This is a genomic window from Clostridium sp. OM05-6BH (genome assembly GCF_003481635.1).
Classification (GTDB): Bacteria; Bacillota; Clostridia; order Lachnospirales; family Lachnospiraceae; genus Butyribacter.
Genome location: NZ_QULH01000002.1, coordinates 16,471 through 36,456, shown reverse-complemented (window position 1 = coordinate 36,456; position 19,986 = coordinate 16,471). Strand labels below are relative to the sequence as shown.

14 protein-coding genes are annotated in these 19,986 nt (G+C 42.9%); 3 read left to right on the top strand and 11 right to left on the bottom strand.

Annotated elements, in window-relative coordinates:
- Positions 1-133 precede the first annotated feature (133 nt).
- Positions 134-1,420 carry a trigger factor gene (tig, locus tag DXB73_RS02655; RefSeq protein ID WP_118690065.1) on the bottom strand — a complete coding sequence of 429 codons (1,287 nt, stop codon included), beginning with the start codon at positions 1,418-1,420 and terminating at the stop codon, positions 134-136.
- An 86-nt stretch (positions 1,421-1,506) separates the two neighbouring features.
- Positions 1,507-2,850, bottom strand: a complete 1,344-nt coding sequence (gene glmM, locus DXB73_RS02650) for a phosphoglucosamine mutase (RefSeq protein ID WP_118690064.1) — start codon at positions 2,848-2,850, stop codon at positions 1,507-1,509.
- A gap of 300 nt (positions 2,851-3,150) precedes the next feature.
- On the opposite strand from glmM, the gene DXB73_RS02645 reads away from it, so the two are divergent.
- From DXB73_RS02645 to DXB73_RS02635, 3 genes are all read left to right on the top strand, one after another.
- Positions 3,151-3,567, top strand: a complete 417-nt coding sequence (locus tag DXB73_RS02645; protein WP_118690063.1) for a helix-turn-helix transcriptional regulator — start codon at positions 3,151-3,153, stop codon at positions 3,565-3,567.
- Between the two features lie 258 nt (positions 3,568-3,825).
- Complete coding sequence (locus DXB73_RS02640) at positions 3,826-5,397, top strand: HD domain-containing protein (protein ID WP_022026273.1); 1,572 nt, start codon at positions 3,826-3,828, stop codon at positions 5,395-5,397.
- 15 nt (positions 5,398-5,412) lie between these two features.
- Entirely contained in the window at positions 5,413-7,617 is a 2,205-nt protein-coding gene (locus DXB73_RS02635) for an RNA degradosome polyphosphate kinase (protein ID WP_118690062.1), read from the top strand.
- A gap of 154 nt (positions 7,618-7,771) precedes the next feature.
- Here the strand turns inward: DXB73_RS02635 and DXB73_RS02630 are convergent, their stop codons facing one another.
- From DXB73_RS02630 to DXB73_RS02590, 9 genes are all read right to left on the bottom strand, one after another.
- Positions 7,772-12,325: a PolC-type DNA polymerase III gene (locus DXB73_RS02630; RefSeq protein WP_118690061.1), complete on the bottom strand. Its 4,554-nt coding sequence runs from the start codon at positions 12,323-12,325 to the stop codon at positions 7,772-7,774.
- Positions 12,326-12,329: 4 nt separating this feature from the next.
- Complete coding sequence (gene ispG, locus DXB73_RS02625; RefSeq protein ID WP_022026269.1) at positions 12,330-13,376, bottom strand: flavodoxin-dependent (E)-4-hydroxy-3-methylbut-2-enyl-diphosphate synthase; 1,047 nt, start codon at positions 13,374-13,376, stop codon at positions 12,330-12,332.
- Between the two features lie 26 nt (positions 13,377-13,402).
- Entirely contained in the window at positions 13,403-14,758 is a 1,356-nt protein-coding gene (gene rseP / locus DXB73_RS02620) for an RIP metalloprotease RseP (RefSeq protein WP_118690060.1), read from the bottom strand.
- Positions 14,759-14,804: 46 nt separating this feature from the next.
- Positions 14,805-15,968, bottom strand: a complete 1,164-nt coding sequence (gene dxr, locus DXB73_RS02615) for a 1-deoxy-D-xylulose-5-phosphate reductoisomerase (protein ID WP_118506467.1) — start codon at positions 15,966-15,968, stop codon at positions 14,805-14,807.
- A 103-nt stretch (positions 15,969-16,071) separates the two neighbouring features.
- On the bottom strand, positions 16,072-16,869 hold the full coding sequence (locus DXB73_RS02610) for a phosphatidate cytidylyltransferase (RefSeq protein ID WP_118690222.1): 798 nt from the start codon (positions 16,867-16,869) through the stop codon (positions 16,072-16,074).
- A gap of 13 nt (positions 16,870-16,882) precedes the next feature.
- On the bottom strand, positions 16,883-17,599 hold the full coding sequence (locus DXB73_RS02605; RefSeq protein ID WP_118690059.1) for an isoprenyl transferase: 717 nt from the start codon (positions 17,597-17,599) through the stop codon (positions 16,883-16,885).
- A 138-nt stretch (positions 17,600-17,737) separates the two neighbouring features.
- A complete protein-coding gene (gene frr / locus DXB73_RS02600; RefSeq protein ID WP_118690058.1) occupies positions 17,738-18,292 on the bottom strand; it encodes a ribosome recycling factor in 555 nt (184 codons plus the stop codon).
- Positions 18,293-18,317: 25 nt separating this feature from the next.
- Complete coding sequence (gene pyrH / locus DXB73_RS02595) at positions 18,318-19,022, bottom strand: UMP kinase (RefSeq protein WP_022026263.1); 705 nt, start codon at positions 19,020-19,022, stop codon at positions 18,318-18,320.
- A gap of 14 nt (positions 19,023-19,036) precedes the next feature.
- Entirely contained in the window at positions 19,037-19,885 is an 849-nt protein-coding gene (locus DXB73_RS02590; protein ID WP_182448178.1) for a polymer-forming cytoskeletal protein, read from the bottom strand.
- Positions 19,886-19,986 lie beyond the last annotated feature (101 nt).

Sequence of the window (19,986 nt, the reverse complement as noted above, 5' to 3'; positions counted from 1 at the left end):
TGCTCACCATGCCTTTCCATGTACCCGCAAATACTAAGCTGCAGGACATACTCTCTTAGACTTAACAAAAACGCCAGCCCATCAGGCAGCTGAAACAGCTTCCTGATGCGGATGGCGTTAACTTCTGTTTGTATTATTTCTCAACAGCTTCCTTTACAACAAATTCCACTGCTTTCTGCACTGCCAGATCCATTCCGATCTGTTTCTTCTCATCATCGCCGATTAACTCTTTTAACTTGTCGATCTCCATCTGATACATAGAAGCCATATTCTCTAACTCTTTATCGATCTCTTCATCAGAAGCCTCGATGTTCTCTGCAACAACAACTGCCTCTAATACCAAGCGACTCTGGATACGCTTCAAAGCCTGTGGCTCTAAATCTTCCATCATCTTCTGTGGAGTAAGACCTGTAAACTGCATATACTGCTCCAAAGACAATCCCTGAGACTGAAGACGCTGTGCGAACTCCTGTGTCATCTGACGTGTCTGTGCAGTGATCATCTGCTGTGGAATCTCCATCTGTGCATTCTCAATGATCTTCTCAATGATCTGATCTTCCTGCTCACGTTTGATCTGATTCTCTTTGTTCTCTAAGATTTTCTTCTCAACGTCAGCCTTGTACTCATCCAATGTATCAAAATCAGATACATCCTGTGCAAAATCATCATCCAGTTCAGGAAGCTCTTTCTTCTGGATTTCTTTGATCTTTACCTTGAACAATGCAGGCTTACCCTTAAGCTCGTCTACATGATACTCTTCTGGGAATGTTACGTTTACTTCAACATCCTCACCGAGATTCTTGCCAACCAACTGATCCTCGAAATTATCAATGAAAGAATGTGATCCAAGAACTAACGTATAATCCTCTGCATAACCGCCTTCAAACTGCTTGCCATCTACATAACCATCAAAGTCGATGATAACAGTATCTCCGTCCTCTGTAGCACGATCCTCGATCGTAATCAGTCTGGAGTTAGCTTCTCTTGCCTTATCGATCTCTGCTGTGATCTCTTCCTCACTTACTTCTGCCTCTTTCTTCTCTACCTCAATACCCTTGTAGTCACCCAAAGTAACTTCCGGCTTTATTGCTACGGTAGCTGTAAAGATGAAATCCGTTCCCTTTTCCATCTGTGTTACTTCAATTTCAGGCTGTGCAACGATCTCAAGCTCACTTTCCTTAGCTGCTGTCTCATATGCTTCCGGGATCAACTCATTGGCTGCATCCTCATAAAATACTCCCGTGCCGTACATTTTCTCGATCATTGCTCTTGGAGCCTTTCCTTTACGGAATCCCGGCAGAGCAATCTTACCTTTATTTTTCTGATAAGCTGAATCAACTGCTGCATCAAACTTTGCAGCCTCAACTGTAATTGTCAGCTTAGCCATGCTCTTCTCCAACTTTTCTACCTGTACACTCATTCTTGTAAATTCCTCCTTATAAAAATATCACATTGCTATACTATAGCATGAACTTTCTCCGAAAATCAAGGCTTTTTCAAAATTAATTATTTTGCCTCATGTCCTTTAGCTTTCAGTACTGCGATCACATCATCAACATACCGCTCGCAAAGCTCCTGTGTCTCTGCTTCCACCATAACACGGATAACCGGTTCAGTGCCGCTCTCGCGCAGCAAAATACGACCATTCTCGCCTAGCGCCTGCTCGACTTTTTTCACGGCTTCGATCACATCTTCATCAGCTCTTGCTGCCGGCTTGTCATTAACGCGAATATTTTTCAATACCTGCGGATAGATCACAAGTCCCTTTCGCAATTCGGATAATTTTTCTTTCTTTTCCAACATAACTTCCATCAGCATCAAAGAAGTAAGCACACCGTCTCCGGTAACCGCATATTTACTAAATATAATATGTCCGGACTGCTCACCGCCCAGGGAATGACCAAACTGCATCATATTGGCATTGACATATTTATCGCCAACGGATGTCTTTTCATAGGAAATACCAACTTTGTCAAACGCCTTGTAAAGTCCCATATTAGACATGATCGTCGTAACAACCGTATTGTTATTTAATTCTCCCTTATCCTTCAGGTAACAACCACACAGATATAAGATTGCATCTCCATCGATCACCTGACCCTTGTCATCTACCGCAAGGCAACGGTCTGCATCTCCATCATACGCAAATCCAACATCAAGATTGTTCTCGACCACAAACTTCTGCAGATTATCAATATGCGTCGATCCACAGTTATCATTGATGTTTGTTCCATCCGGATTCATGCCGATCGCAAATGTCTGCGCTCCCAATGCATCAAAAACACCTTTTGCCACGGAATAAGAAGAACCGTTAGCGCAATCTAATCCAACTTTTATATTCTTAAAAGAACGAGTTGCCAAAGACATTAAATAACCGATGTAACGATGTCTTCCGATTGCATAATCGATCGTGCATCCGATATTCTCTCTGGTTGCCATAGGAATGTCATCTACTTCGCTGTCAATATATGCCTCAATCTTTTCTTCAACCTCAGCCTCCATCTTATGTCCCTTACCATTGATCACCTTTAATCCGTTATCATAATACGGATTATGGCTGGCAGATATCATAATACCGCAGTCAAACTTTTCTGTTCGCACAACATAAGACACACTTGGGGTTGGCGTTACATGCAGAAGATACACATCCGCACCACTCGCTGTAAGACCTGCACAAAGAGCATCTTCAAACATATAACTGGAACGTCTGGTATCTTTACCGATCACCACACGCGCCTTGTGCTCTTTTCCATAATACCATCCTAAAAAACGACCTACTTTATATGCATGCATTACATTTAAATTAACATTTGCTTCTCCACGAAATCCATCGGTTCCAAAATATTTCACGTTACTCCTCCATTCTGACTCTTCACTCTTTCAACTCTACCCGCTGCCTTATGCTGTCTCTTCTATGTCCTATTCTCCTAATAAGCAACCGGTGCTTTACACAACATTACAATTCTACCATATGTGCTTTTCAAAATCAATGTTCTGTTTCCAATGCGGCTTATATTCCTCAATTGCTCCTTTTTTTATGCCACTTTCATTATGGCATATACCCCTAAACGCCTGTTTCTACATGGCGTTTTCCAAAATAAAACCTGTTATGATGATATCAAATATTTTATCTAATAGGAAGGGGCACGTATGAATATTTACAAAGCTACAAATGATATTTGTGATACAACATTGTTTTCTTTAAAGTGGAACAAACACAGTTTTGGACTGCGTCTTGCAAAACTTCGCGAAGCGGCCGGAATCAGCGCACGCCAAATGAGCTTGGATCTTGGATTAAACAAAAACTACATTAATTCCATTGAATCCGGTAAAAATTATCCGGCATTGGAAGGCTTCTTTAACATCTGCGATTATCTTCACGTCGATCCCTTTACCTTTTTCTATACTGATGATAATACGTATCAATCCTTCGCCTATTTTATTCCACTATTGCAAAAGTTAAATTCCGAAGAGATCCAGCATGTCTATCAGATGGTCAAGAATGTCACCGAATATCCATCCCGGCAGACGAAAACAAAAGCGAATCGATTTATTCCCACAAAATAATAGCCGCAATATGTTTTATTTATTGCTGATATAATAAGCAATATGTGGTTTTGCAATAACTTCTGGTATGGGAAGTTTGAATATGTAATTATATGAGATATTAAGGTATGGGAAGCAAAATACAGTCATATCAGTTATAAGGCATGGGAAATTTGTGTAAATTATTTGTAAAAATAACATAATTCGACAGTTATATATGGTTTTTTTATACAAAATGATTTAAACTATTATCATTACATGAACAGGAGGTATATTCTCATGGCAATAACTGTTTTTGCGGCAATTGATGTCGGTAGTCATGAAACCGCAATGCGTATTTACGAGATTTCCAAAAAACACGGTGTACATGAATTGGAATATCTGCATCACACAGCGCGTCTTGGATATGAGACATTTTCCACAAGACATATCAGCTATCACACGATTGATAAGCTCTGTAATATTTTACTCGGCTTTAAGGAAAAGATGATGGAGTACCGCATCAAGGATTATATGATCATTGCAACCAGTGCTCTCCGGGAAGCCGATAATAATCTGATCGTATTAGATCAGGTGAAACAGCGCACAGGCTTTCAGATCAAGATTCTCAGCAACTCCGAACAGCGCTATCTATGCTATAAAGCCATCGCATTGCAGCCCAACTCATTCCACAAGCTGATCCAAAAGGGTACGCTTTTGGTCGATGTCGGCGGTGGCAGTATCCAATTATCATTATTCGACAAAAACAACCTGATCACGACCCATAATATTTTGTTAGGTTCTCTGCGTATCCAAGAGTTTTTACAAACAATGCAAGGCGATGTGATCAATTATCAGAATCTGGTTCATGAATATATTTCTAACAGTCTGCATACGTTTTCTAAACTGTATTTGCAAGATTGTAATGTCCGAAATATTATTGCTGTCGGCAACCAGCTGCAAACGTTTGTAAAATATCTGGTCACGCACCATTTTGGCAATTTGCAGCCGGTCGATTCAAAGGGTAACAAAAAAGATTCCGTCAACCGTCAGGAATACGAAGAACTGTATCATGCCATTTCCACGCAGGCACCGGATGATCTTGCCCGCGAACTGTCAATTTCTGAAGACAAGGCAGAGCTGCTTTTGCCGACTGCCATGATCTATCACAATATTTTTGAAGAGACAGATGCCGAGTTTATGTGGTTGTCCGGCATAACGATCTGCGATGGCATGGCAGCTGATTTTGCCGAATGCAAAGAACATATTGTTCCGGCTCATCCTTTCTCGGATGATATCATCTCCGTATCACGCAAACTGGCAGAACGCTTTTGCTGCGATACAGAACACATTCATCAGGTAGAGATTGCTGCCTTAAAGCTGTTTGATGCTCTGCGCAAAGCCAATCACCTGACCAAGAAGGATCGTTTACTTCTTCAGATAGCAGCGATACTTCACAATTGTGGCAGTTTTCTCAACTTAAATGACATCGGTGAAAACTCCTACAAAATTGTTACTTCCACAGAGATCATCGGATTATCCCATCAGGAACGTATGATCGTTGCCTATGTGATCCGATATACAACCGGCGACTTTCCGGAATACAGCGAGATTAAAAATGAATTCAGCCGTGAAGAATATATCAAAATTGCAAAACTAAATGCAATACTCTGTCTTGCCGATGCTATGGATCGAAGCCATCAACAGAAATTCACCAATTTTACGGTCCGCAAACGCGGATATGATCTTACCATCACCGGTCAGACATTGTATGACATCACATTGGAACATGGTATGTTTATACAGAAATCACCATTTTTTGAAGAGGCCTTCGGTATTCGCCCTGTCCTCCGCCAAAAAAAGTGTCTATAGAAAGGAGACTCTATCATGAGTACAAAATCACCTTATTCCAAACCGGAATATTTTTATAACCGTGAATTAAGCTGGCTGTTATTTAACCGCCGCGTACTGGAAGAGGCCAAAGATTCCTCTCTTCCCTTATTTGATCGTCTTAAATTTTTGAGCATTACGTCGTCCAACTTAGATGAGTTTTTTATGATACGTGTTGCCTCTCTCAAAGACATGGTACAGGTAAAATACAACAAAAAAGACATCTCCGGCATGACCCCTGCAGAACAGTTAGCTGCGATCAACGAACGTACACATTTGTTCGTTAAAGATCAGTATGATATTTTTAATCGTTCTCTGATCCCGGCCCTAGAAAAAGAAGGCGTACACGTCTTATCCCACTATGAAAATCTTAGTGAGAAACAGTCCAAATATGTAGACCGTTATTTTACCGATGAAGTATACCCGGTACTTACTCCTATGGCAGTGGATTCATCCAGACCATTTCCGCTGATCCGTAACAAAACATTAAATATCGGCGCTATTCTCCGCATGAAAAAAGACAAAGCTGCAGGCGGACAATTCCGCGATCTTTATCTGTCACATGGCAACAAAAAGAAAGGAGCTGATTCCAATGATACCGATTTTGCAACGGTTCAGGTTCCTTCTGTACTGCCTCGTTTTGTCGAGATCCCATCCGAGCAAAAAGGTGAAAAAACCTTTATTTTGTTAGAGCAGATCATTGAAAAAAATATTGGAAAACTGTTTGTCAATTATGAGATTGAATCGGTATTTCCATATCGTATCATGCGTAATGCGGACCTTAGCATTGAAGAAGATGAAGCTGCTGATCTTCTGATCGAGATCGAACGACAGCTCAAAAAACGTCAATGGGGGCAGGCAATCCGTTTGGAAGTTGAAGATGGCATGGACAAACGTCTGCTCAAAAAACTGCGTCAGGAGTTAAAGATCAAAGAGGAAGATATTTTTAAGATCAACGGTCCTTTGGATTTAACATTTCTTATGAAATTATCCGGATTGGAAGGATATGATAAGCTACGCACTCCAAAATATACACCACAGCCTGCTAAATGGCTAAATGGTGAAGATCATCTGTTTGATCAGATCCGTGACCATGATGTTCTTCTACATCATCCATATGAGACTTTTGACCCGGTTGTTGATTTTGTCAAACAAGCTTCGAAAGATCCAAACGTTCTTGCGATCAAACAGACCTTGTACCGCGTCAGCAGCCACTCTCCGATCATCGCATCTCTTGCTGCTGCTGCCGAAAACGGCAAACAGGTAACCGTGCTTGTCGAGTTAAAAGCACGGTTTGATGAAGAAAACAATATTATCTGGGCACGTAAACTGGAGCAGGCCGGCTGTCATGTCATTTACGGTCTTGTTGGTCTGAAGACGCACAGCAAGATCACGTTAGTTGTCCGTAAAGAAGAAGATGGCATTCGACGTTATGTCCACCTCGGTACCGGTAACTACAACGATAGCACAGCAAAATTATATACCGATATGGGTCTTCTTACATGCCGTAAAGCGATCGGTGAAGATGCCACCGCCGTCTTTAATATGCTGTCCGGTTATTCGGAACCGGCATTTTGGAACAAATTAGCAATTGCACCGATCCGCCTGCGTGACCGCTTTACTCAATTGATCAACCGAGAAAAAGAATTTGCCAAAAAGGGTAAAAAAGCATTTATTCGCGCCAAAATGAATTCTCTATGCGATGCCGGTATTATCAGCTCCTTGTATGAAGCTGCTGCCGCCGGTGTTAAGATTGAATTAGTTGTACGCGGTATCTGTTGCCTCAAGACCGGAATGCCGGGTATCAGCGAGAACATTACGGTACGTTCGATCGTCGGTGACTTTTTGGAGCACAGCCGAATCTTCCATTTCTACAACAACGGTTTCGAGGAAGTCTATATGGGAAGTGCAGACTGGATGCCTCGTAACCTGGATAAACGTGTGGAGATTTTATTTCCGGTAGAAGATGACGCATTAAAAGCTGAAGTGATCCATATTTTGGACATTCAACTGGCGGATAACGAAAAAGCAAGAATTTTACAGAAAAACGGAACCTATCGACGTGCTGCAAAGGGCGGACACGCTAAACTCAACTCACAGAAATACTTCTGTGAAGAAGCAAAGCGTGCGCAAAAAGAACGTAAAAAGCAAAATAAAAATACGCATACGTTTGAACCTCTCCATTCTGTTCCGGAAGAGTAAAATAAAATCTAATACCAGAACAAAGAGTCGCTTGCGACTCTTTCGCGCTCGAGCGGTGCTTAATGCACCGCCCCTTTTTCACGAAAACGATCATGAATATTATGCGATATGATACATGATAACGCGCATTTTATTTTTTTGCTGTTAATTCTTATCACAGAAAGTCCATCAGCGAGATCTGATTTGAATGTGGCAGATCCCCGAATAATCCAAGCCTATCCATCGTCTCTACTGTATTTGCGCTGACCTTGCACCGGGTCTTAAAGTCTTCTTGCGACAAAAATTCCCCTTTGCTCGCCTCATCCTCGATCAACTCTGCTGCTTTATCTCCCAGTCCGTCGATCGATGAAAAAGCAGGCATTAATTTCCCATCCACGATCTGAAATCTGGTTGCTTTGGATCGATAAATATCAATCTTGCAAAAACCAAATCCTCGCGCATACATTTCCTGTACAAGATGCATATCATCTAACGTACTCTTTTCTTTGTCAGACAACTCATTTTTGCGTCTGTTATAATCATTAATGTAATACTCTAACCGCTCTCTGCCCTGACACATGATCTCATAATCAAAGGCTGTCGCGCGAATACTAAAATATGACGCATAATACGCCAACGGCTCGTGCACCTTAAACCATGCGACACGCAATCCCATCATAACATAAGCTGCCGCATGCGCTTTTGGGAACATATATTTGATCTTTTTGCAGGATTCGATGTACCAGTCCGGCACATTGCAGGCACGCATATCTTCTTCCATGTCCGGTGTCAAACCTTTTCCCTTACGTACACTCTCCATGATCTTAAAGGAACGTTCATTTTCCACGCCCATACTGATCAAATAGATCATAATATCATCACGGGTACAGATCGCCGTAGACAACGTACAGTCACCGTTTTTAATATAATACTGTGCATTGCCAAGCCATACATCGGTACCATGTGACAGTCCTGAAATACGGACAAGATCCGAAAAGTTTTTTGGCTTAGCATCTAACAGCATGCCCATAACAAAGTTAGTTCCAAACTCCGGTACACCCAGACATCCAAGCGTACATCCGCCAATATCTTCCGGCGTAATACCTAACGCCTCTGTCGAGGCAAAAAGAGAAAGCACATCCGGATCATTCATCGGGATCTCCGAGGCATCTTTACCCGTAAGATCCTCTAACATACGGATCATTGTAGGATCCAAATGTCCTAAAATATCCAGTTTCAACAAGTTTGCATCAATCTTATGATAATCGAAATGTGTCGTTATGATCTTTGTTGTCATATCATTGGCCGGATGTTGTACCGGCGTAAAGGTGTAGATCTCTTCTCCGATCGGCAACACAACGATACCGCCCGGATGCTGTCCTGTGGTACGTCTTACACCTACGCAGCCTTTCGCAATACGTTCCATTTCCGCACTGCGCTTTGTGATCTCATGTTCTTCACAATATTTCTTAACGTAGCCATATGCAGTCTTTTCCGCCATTGTACCAACCGTTCCGGCACGAAAAGTCTGACCTGCACCAAAAATAACCTCCGTATAATCGTGTGCATTACTCTGATACTCATTTGAGAAGTTCAGGTCGATATCAGGCTCTTTGTCTCCCTTAAATCCCAAGAATGTTTCAAACGGAATATCATGACCTTCTTTGTTCATTACTGTCCCACAATTCGGACAGATCTTATCCGGAAGATCGCACGCAGAAGTTCCCGCATTTTCCTTGATCACCGGATCATCAAAGTCATAATGATGGCAGGTTGAACAATAATAATGTGCCGGCAACGGATTGATTTCCGTAATTCCGGACATCGTTGCCGCAAAGGATGATCCGACTGAGCCTCGGGAACCAACCAGGTATCCATCTTCGTTAGACTTCCACACCAACTTCTGTGCGATAATATACATCACGGCATATCCGTTACCAATGATCGATTTTAACTCTCTCTCTAAACGCTCTTCGACGACCGGAGGAAGATCAGGGCCATAGATCTCATGTGCTCTGTTATAGCAGATATTACGCAGATCCTGATCAGAATTTTCAATATACGGCGGACATTTTCGCGGACTGCACGGATAAATCTTATCCACCATATCAGCGATCAGATTGGTGTTCGTAATGACAATTTCCTCTGCCTTTTTGGATCCAAGATATTGAAATTCCGCAAGCATTTCCTCTGTTGTTCGATAATATAGCGGTGCCTGCTGATCCGCATCCGCAAACCCCTTACCGGACATAATAATACGGCGATACACTTCATCTTCCGGATTCAGAAAATGCACATCGCAGGTTGCCACAACCAGCTTATTATAAGCCTCTCCAAGAGAAACGATCCGACGGTTAAGCTCCTTCAGATCGTTATCATCCTGTATCTGCGGATATTTATCTTCGTCACGAACCATGAATTCATTGTTCCCGATCGGCTGGATCTCCAAATAATCATAAAAGCGGACTAAACGGTCAATCTCTTCCTCCGGCTTTTCTTCAACAAGTGCACGGAACAACTCACCCGCCTCACAAGCTGAACCGATCAAAAGGCCCTCACGCCACTTCATAAACAGACTCTTGGGCAATTTCGGTCGTCTGTTAAAGTATTTCAAATGAGACTCTGACACCAAACGATACAGATTCACGCGGCCGGTTTCATTTTTGGCTAAGATAACAGCATGATACGATGGCATCTTACGAATCGACTCCTCATTCGGAATACAAGCCTCGTTTAACTGTGTCAGATTCTTGATCTCCTTGTCCTCCAACCGCTTGATCATATGCAAAAAGATTTCTGCCGTTGCCTCTGCATCGTCCACCGCTCTATGATGATGTTCCAGAGAAACATTAAGCTGCTTTGCCACAGTATGTAATTTGTAATTTTTAAGTTCCGGTAAAAGTGCTCGCGCAACAGACACCGTATCCACAATCGTAAATTTGCAGTCAAGCCCGAGATCTGATGATTTCTGGCTAATAAATCCCATATCAAATCCGGCGTTATGTGCCACCATGACTGCCCCTTCACAGAACTCCAAAAATTGTGGAAGAACAGTTTCGATCCCATCCGCATCACAAACCATAGAGTCATCAATGGATGTCAATTTCGTGATATGATATGGAATCGGTCGGTGCGGATTGATAAAGGTACTAAAACGATCGGTGATCGTCCGATTTTCGACCTTTACAGCACCAATTTCTATGATTTCGTTGCTTTTAGGACCAATTCCTGTCGTCTCCAAGTCAAACACAACATACGTATCATCAAACGCTTGTCCTTCATCATTTTGAACCGCTTCGATCAGATCATCGACCAAATATGCTTCGACACCATACAACACCTTAAATGCATCGTCACGATCCACTTCATGATCTGCATCCGGGAATGACTGTACAACACCGTGGTCTGTGATCGCCACTGCAGGGTGTCCCCACTCTTTTGCGCGCTTCACAAATTCACGTACCGGAACTACTGAGTCCATCTCACTCATTTGTGTATGTGCATGTAATTCCACTCGTTTTGGGCCCTCATAGATATCCATCCGTTTTTCTCTGGTATCTTTGCCCGGTTTGATGCCACGTACTGAACTGATCGTGATCTCGCGGCTAAAGGTATCAAAAATCGGGATTCCTTTCAGTTTTATAAATTTACCGTTTTTGAGTTCTCCGCCAATGGATTCTAATACTTCCGGCTCCAAAAAGATCTTCGCCTGAATCGTATCGGTAAAATCTGTAATATTAAACATTAACAGGATCTTACCACTTTTAAGCTCCCTCTCTTCCGAAGACAATATCATTCCCTCGATCACAACCTCACCCGGATCCTCCTGGATATCTGCAATCTTGACCATATTGCCATCACAGTTACGTCCATAGAAACATTCTTCGTCCACATTGCCATGAAACGAACCTCTTCCACCTTTTCGGCTGTAAGGACTGCCTCGAAACGTCTTTTTCTCTCCTCCGGCTTTCTTCTCTGCGGAATCGTTCTTTTTCTCCACAACCGGTTCCGCAGCGGTCTTGACGACAGTCTCTGTAGGTGCTTTCTGTCCGGAGACTGTCCCCGGATCCTGTGATCTTCCTGCGGTTTTTCCTTGTGCACCCATGTTTTTTGTTCCGGAACCACGCTCGAACCCTTGTACTTTCTCCGTACCGAATGCCTCCGCCGACTGCACCTGATTCTTATGTTGTATCACATCGCGATAGCTGATCTCTTCCTCTTCTTGGATCTGCGGTTCACGGTAACTGATCTTTAATGTGATCGAAAATCCGGCTTTTCTTGAAAAAAGATCTTGAACTTTCTTGATCACCTCTGTCTCTCTGGCACGAAACAATATATCATCATCACAGCACAAATAGAGTGTCTCCCCTTCGAGATGACACTCTCCACTATAAAACATGTTAAATTCCAGAACATTGCTTTCTTTCAAGATCATCAAAATGCTGTCCTGGTATTCCTGCCAAAAATTCTCAGGCGTATACTGTTCTGACAGTCGAAACCGATCTGTTACCTGTACGGTAAATCCTGCTTTATCAAACAACTGATTCAATGCGTACTCTAACAGTGCAATCTCACGGTATGGAATAATATGTTCACTGACAATATGAACCTCCACTCTTTTTTGCTCCCGCAACAGACACAGACGTTCTACATATACTTCCTCAAAAACAGACTGCTGCCTTGCCGTCAAACGAAGATCAGCAAACGTTTCCTGTAGTAACTTTTCCATTCGATCACATCCTATCAAGTTCCTGCTGCAATGCTAAGAGTAATTGATCTTCCGGAACTTTACGGATCACTTCGCCTTTTTTGATCAAAAGACCCTCACCTTTGCCCCCGGCAATTCCGATATCAGCCTCTCTCGCCTCTCCGGGACCATTTACAACGCAGCCCATTACAGCTACTTTTATATCTTTGTCAAGATCCTTGACCATATTTTCCACTTTCGTTGCAAGACCGATCAAATCAATCTGAGTTCGTCCACAAGTTGGGCAAGAAACAACCGTTACGCCCCCTTTACGCAACCCAAGTGTCCGCAAAATAAGTTTTGCCGAGCGTACCTCTTCGACCGGATCACCAGTGAGAGACACACGTATCGTATCTCCAATACCCTCATACAGAATCGTTCCGATACCGATTGCTGATTTAATGTTCCCGGAGTGAACCGTTCCCGACTCCGTAATTCCAACGTGCAGCGGATAACGACTCTGTTTATCCATTAACTCATGTGCTTTGATACTCATTAATACATCCGAGGATTTAATACTGATGACCAAATTGTCATAGCCCATATTTTCGATCATCGCAACTTTCTGTAATGCACTCTTTACCAACCCCTCCGCCGTCACATGACCGTATTCTGCAATAATATCTTTTTCAAGAGAGCCACTATTGACGCCGACACGGATCGGGATCCCACGCTCCTTAGCAGCATTCACAACAGCACGTACACGCTCCTCATCACCAATGTTGCCAGGATTGATACGAATCTTATCTGCCCCATTTTCAATTGCCGCCAATGCCAGACGATAGTCAAAATGAATGTCTGCGACCAGCGGAATATGGATCTGCTTATGAATCTCTTTCAAACTTTCTGCCGCCTGCATTGTTGGTACTGCACAACGGATAATATCACAGCCGGCCTCCTCCAGCGCATGAATCTGTGCAACCGTTGCTGCCACATCCTCTGTCTTGGTATTCGTCATCGACTGAATTGCTACCGGATTGCCACCACCGATCTTACGATCACCTATCTGAATCACTTTTGTCTGTTCACGCATCTATCCTCACCTATCCTTCTCCCGTATTAATGAATGATCTTAATCACGTCATTGTATAATACAAATACCATAAATAGCATTAGTAATACGAAACCTGCGAAATGTATATAGCCTTCCTTTTCGCGGTCTACCGGCTTACCACGCACAGCTTCTATCAAAATAAAGACCAGACGTCCGCCATCCAGCGCCGGTAATGGCAGCAGGTTCATAACGCCTAAGTTAGCACTTAGCAATACTGCCATATACAAAATGCTCAGCCACATTTCTTTCAAACCGATCTTAGACGTCTCATTGATCATGGTTCCGACAGTATCTACAATACCAACCGGACCGGATACTTCCTTCATCGACATTTTGCCGGTCACAAGCTGGCCTAAGCTGGCAACCGTTGTCTCGATCCAATATTTTACTTCGATCAAACTATACTGCAAAATCTGTCCTGCATTACCCTTCTGATAATCAGAAGCATATATTCCCAGTGTTTTGGTCTTGTAAGATTTTGGTGCGATCTCATACGTTTTCTCTTCGCTGCCTCTGCGGATCACAAATGAAATCGCTTCTCCTTCTTTTTTCTCTTCTTCCATGACTTTGCCAAGTTCTTCGCCATTATCCACAGTACGTCCATTTACAGACAAGATCTCATCCCCCGCCTTAACGCCTGCCTTTTGAAACGGCGAATCTTTGCTCACATCTGAGATTTTCGTATCTGCCGTGTTCTGCTGTTTGTAGGAAAAGCCAAACAAATATGCGGTATAATTCGGATCTACCATGATTGTCTTTTCTTTGCCGTCACGCTCGATCTCTACCTTTACCTCTTCTCCACTCAAAGGATGTAACATCAAGTACGTGTCAATTTCACGGCCGATCGTAATTTTTTTGCCATTGATCCGGCGGATCACATCACCTTTTTTGATTCCAGCCTCACTTGCCGGCTGATTGTCATACGCTGCAAGAACACGCGGAATATCTATTCCGTTATTGGCCAGAATGATAACCGAAAATACAAATGCCAGAATAAAGTTAAAGAAGGGACCTGCAAATACGATAGAGAAGCGTGCCCACACACCCTTTGTATTAAAAGAATCTGCCGCATCATTGTCCTCGTCTTCCCCTACCATAGCACAGGATCCACCGATTGGTAAAAGTTTCCAAGAATATTTAGTTACATCCTGCCAGTCTTCGTAGGCATCAAACTTCTTTTGCGAACAGAAAAATCGACAAACCGGCCCTTTCTTTGTCTTTGCAAACGTAATAATTCTCGGACCCATTCCCACGGAAAATTCAGGTACTCCGACACCGTGTTTTTTCGCAAGTAGAAAGTGCCCCAATTCATGAATCACCACAATGACTGTGAATATCAACAATGCTGCAATTATGTTCATAGTTTTCTCCAATCTGCCATCGTTTCCGATGACATCTATCCTTTCTTTATGCTTTGATCTTCTCTTTCAGCAAACGATATACGTCTTTCTCTACCGCCAAAATTTCCTCCAATGACGGATCTTTGATCACATGATGATGCTCCATACTCCAAGCGATCAAACGTGCTATATCCAAATAACCGATCTTATGCTGTAAAAACAGTGCTACCGCCATTTCATTCGCAGCATTTAATACCGTTGGAAGACTGCCTCCTGTACGTCCTGCCTCATATGCTAGAGCTAATCCTTCAAAAGTGTCCATATCCGGCTGCTCAAACGTGATCTCCTGCAATTTCCAAAAATCTAACCGCTCGCCCTGTAGATAACGGCGATGTGGATATGTCAAGGCATACTGGATCGGCAGTTTCATATCCGGCGTTCCAAGCTGCGCCATTACCGCTCCATCTTCAAATTCCACCATAGAGTGTATCACACTCTGTGGCTGCAAAACGACTTGTATACGATCAAAATCCACATCAAACAGATGACGGGCTTCGATCACTTCCAAACCCTTATTGACCATCGTTGCAGAATCTATCGTAATCTTGCGTCCCATGCTCCAGTTCGGATGACGGAGCGCATCTTCCACGCGGATATGTTCTAATTCCTCTTTCTTTTTACCTCGGAACGGTCCACCGGATGCCGTAAGCAAAATTTTATGTAAAGAGCCATGTTCCTCGCCCTGCAGGCACTGAAAAATAGCTGCATGTTCACTGTCCACCGGCAATAGCTTAACGCCATGCTTCTCCACCAAAGGCATAATGATGTGACCGGCCGTCACCAATGTTTCTTTGTTGGCAAAGGCAATGTCTTTCCCTGACTTGATCGCCTCGATCACAGGACGAATCCCGATCATGCCGACTACTGCTGCAACAACTATGGTTGCTTCGGAATAGGTTGCACAGGCGATCAGTCCATCCATTCCCGTAACGATCTCGGTATCTGCCGCAGCATCTTTACGTAAATGCAAACGCTCCTGTAATTCTTTTGCCTTGTCTTCCAAATACACGCACACCAGCTTCGGCGTAAATTCTACAATCTGTTTTTCCAACAGATCAATATTAGACCCTGCTGCAAGCGTTACGATCTGCATATCTTCATTTGCTCTGACAACCTCTAATGTCTGTGTTCCGATCGATCCTGTAGAACCAAGTACTGCTATCTGTTTCATGGTTAAATAACCCCTCCATTTCAAAGTTTCTCCTGCATTCGTAAAACTATCCGCATCACAAATAATGCATAGTCAAAAATACACTTAATACCCTATTATAATCCTACAGCGAATGAAACATCGTCACTAAATAATATACGATAGGCGCTGTAAAAATAATACTGTCAAAACGGTCTAAAATACCGCCATGACCTGGGATCAATGTCCCATAATCTTTAATGTCGTGATTTCTCTTGATCGCAGATGCTGTCAGATCGCCAATCTGTGAAATAACAGAGGATACTGCACCAACCACTGCAAACTGCCACCACAATGCGGTCTGGGTGCGGTAAAAAGCCAGTGCAAACAAAAAGCCGATCAAAGCTGCACCAATAATCCCCCCCACGCATCCTTCAATGGTCTTATTTGGACTCAATTTAGATGGCATTTTATGCTTTCCGATCAATTTACCGACACAGTATGCACAGGTGTCTGAGCCCCATGCTCCGATAAAGATCAGCCATACTATCAGTTGACCTCCCTCAAGCATACGTACCTGAAATACATACGACAACATCATTGTCACATAGATCAATCCAAAAAATACCATAATGATCTGTTCACTGCAATATTTTGGGTAAGCGATCACATAACAAGCCATCATAAGCATCAGCGCACCGATCAATAACATAATAACATAGTCCGTTTTTTGTGCCGCCAACAACAGATCCAGGCCAATACTCGCGGCATATCCGATCAACGCCGGTACTGTCTTTTCCATTTTAACGGCACGATAAAGTTCAAACAGGCCGATCACAGTGATCAATGTTATTACCCAAAACAACGGCAAACCGCCAAAGATCATCAATGCGATCGTAATGATCATCAATACAATTCCACTCAGTAGTCTAGTCTTAAACATATCTGCTCCCTTTCTATTTGACACCACCGAAACGCCGGTCCCTTTGTTGATAATATTCTACTGCCTTTTCCAGTTCTTTTTTATTAAAATCAGGCCACAAACAATCTGTAAAATAAAACTCGGTATAAGCCATCTGCCACAACAGATAATTAGAAAGCCTCTGTTCACCGCTGGTTCGTATCATAAGATCCGGATCCGGTATTCCCTTTGTATCCAAATATCCTGAAATCGTGTCCTCGGTAATATCTATCGGATTCAAAATGCCGTCTTTAACATCTTTCCCCATCTTGGTCACCGCACGCCGAATTTCATCTCTGCTGCCATAGTTTAAGGCAACCTGAAAATGCAACCCGGTATTTTTTGCCGAAAACTCTTCCAACTCACGGATCTGATCCTGCAGATCCGGTGCCAGTTTCGTAATATCTCCTATCACGCGTACCTGCATGTTGTTCTTCTCACTGGTTTTCAGGCAATCCTTTAAGTAACTATATAACAACTTCATCAAAGCATCGACTTCCTCTTTGGGTCTGGACCAATTCTCCGTTGAAAATGCATACATCGTCACGTATTCAATGCCCATATCCCATGCTGCCGCACAAATCTTTTCTACGTTTTTGCTGCCAGCTGCATGACCTGCGTTCCTTGGAAGGAAACGCTTTTTAGCCCATCTTCCGTTGCCATCCAAAATGATCGCTACATGTCTGGGTACGGCTCTCTTCTCATCACTCATCTATATCCTCATTTCTATGCGCAACTGCACCCATCCCGGGAGCAGACGCCATATTCCTTTATTGAAAAGTAGGGATAGACCCATTCCGTCCATCCCTATGATCCATGTTTTGAGAAAATCTCTCAAAACTATGTTATACTATACTGTCATGATCTCTTTAGATTTTGACTCAACCATTTCATCAATTTTCTTAACAAACTGATCTGTCAGTTTCTGTACTTCTGCCTCCGCATCCTTCTGCTCATCCTCAGAAATTTCATTTGCTTTCTGCTCTTTTTTGATATAATCGTTCGCATCTCTGCGGATATTACGGATCGCTACCTTGGCATCCTCGCCCTTTTTCTTGACATCCTTTGTCAAATCCTTACGACGTTCCTCCGTCAGTTCCGGGAAAGTCAAACGGATCACTTTACCGTCATTATTTGGCGTAAGTCCCAGATCAGAAACTAAGATTGCTTTTTCAATCTCCTTGATCAAACTTGTCTCCCAAGGCTGGATCACCAATGTACGTGCCTCAGATACGGAAATATTGGCAACAGACTGTAAGTTTGTCGGCTGTCCATAATAATCCACCGAAATACGATCCAACACATGCGGATTAGCGCGGCCTGCTCGGATCGTCGTATACTCGTTTGCAAGACTTTCAATTGATTTATTCATTTTCTCTTCAAATTGTCCTAATGATACACTCATGTTTACACCATACCTTTCTTATTCTCTATGCTTCTACCAACGTACCTGCCGTTGTTCCCATTGCTGTGTCAATAATACTGTTCTTTTCATTCAATCCAAAGATCATCATCGGCATATGATTCTCCATGCATAGAACCGCTGCTGCCAGATCAATAACGCCCAAACGCTTATTGACCACCTCATCAATGGAAATCGTATCAAACTTTTTCGCTTCCGGATGTACGGCCGGATCACAGTCGTATACGCCATCAATGGATTTACCGGATAAGATCACATCTGCTTCGATCTCAATTGCACGAAGCACCGTGGCTGTGTCTGTTGAAAAGTAAGGATGTCCCGTTCCACCGGCAAAAAATACAACCTCTCCCGCTTCCAACGCCTTCACAGCTTTATCCTTTGAAAACAGTTCTGTAAACGCTCCGCAGACAAACGGTGTCATAACACTTGTCTTCAAACCAACATAGCGGAAAATATCAGAAACATATACACAGTTCATAACGGTAGCTAACATACCGATCTGATCTGCCTTGGTACGGTCGATCGTTTCACTGGTACGACCTCTCCAAAAGTTACCGCCACCGGTCACGATAGCAACCTGTACACCATCCTCGACCAGACTCTTTACCTGTCTTGCCACTTCTAAGCAGGTAGCCTCATCAAAACCTGTCTTATTCGGACCGGCCAAAGCTTCACCACTTAATTTTAATAATACTCTCTTATACTTAGCCATAATTATCCTCATTTCTATGCAAAAAACTTATCAATATCCACATCAGTATAATCCAACGAGCAGGATCCGTCCAAAACAGCGCCCTGATTGATCTGCAAAGACTCTGCAATAACATCTCCCTTAACAACAGCGCCTTCCTCTAAGACAACCGCACCTTGCACGTCGATCGTTCCCTTCACAGCTCCGGCAATATACGCAGATGTTCCGGTAACATTTCCAATGATCACTGTTCCTTCACTGATCTGCACAGTTCCTTCGCTGTCCAAAGATCCTTCCAGTCGCTTCGTATTAACATAGATCTCTGCACCGGAAACATTACCTGTCACTGTACCATTGATCGCTACTTTACCACGGGAAGTAATGTCACCATTGATCGTACCCATTACATCAACAGCCCCGGCCGAATTAATACCGCCATTAACGGTGGTTCCCTGACTGATCACCGTCACTGTGTCATCAGACACTTCTCCGGGTGCATCCATATGTGCTGTCTTATTTTCCTTTACCTTATCCGTTTTCTTATTGTGTTTCTTATGATTTGATGCCGTCTTTTTCTCAGCTTCCTTCGCCGCAGACTCTTTTGCCACATCCTCAATATCTTCTATCTCACCTAAGAGTTTGCTCAAATCTTCATCCATTTCTCCATCAGAGGTCTTATCATCACTCTCTGAAACATCCTCACCATCCGAAAAAATCTGGCTTAACAGATCCTTATCCACATTATCATCTGCAATATCTGCATCGTCCGCCTTGTCCTCATCAAATAATGAACCTAGATCATCACCGATATCATCCAAATTCAAATCCTCCGGTAACGAAACATTCTCTGTCGTCTTTTCATCGTCATCCTTAAAGATTCCCATATTTTCCTCCATTTTGCGCATTGCTGCGCCCTTTATGCTGTAATACCTCATATACGGTCACCAAACTCCGTCTGATAACCATAGTCATACTTTTTAATTAT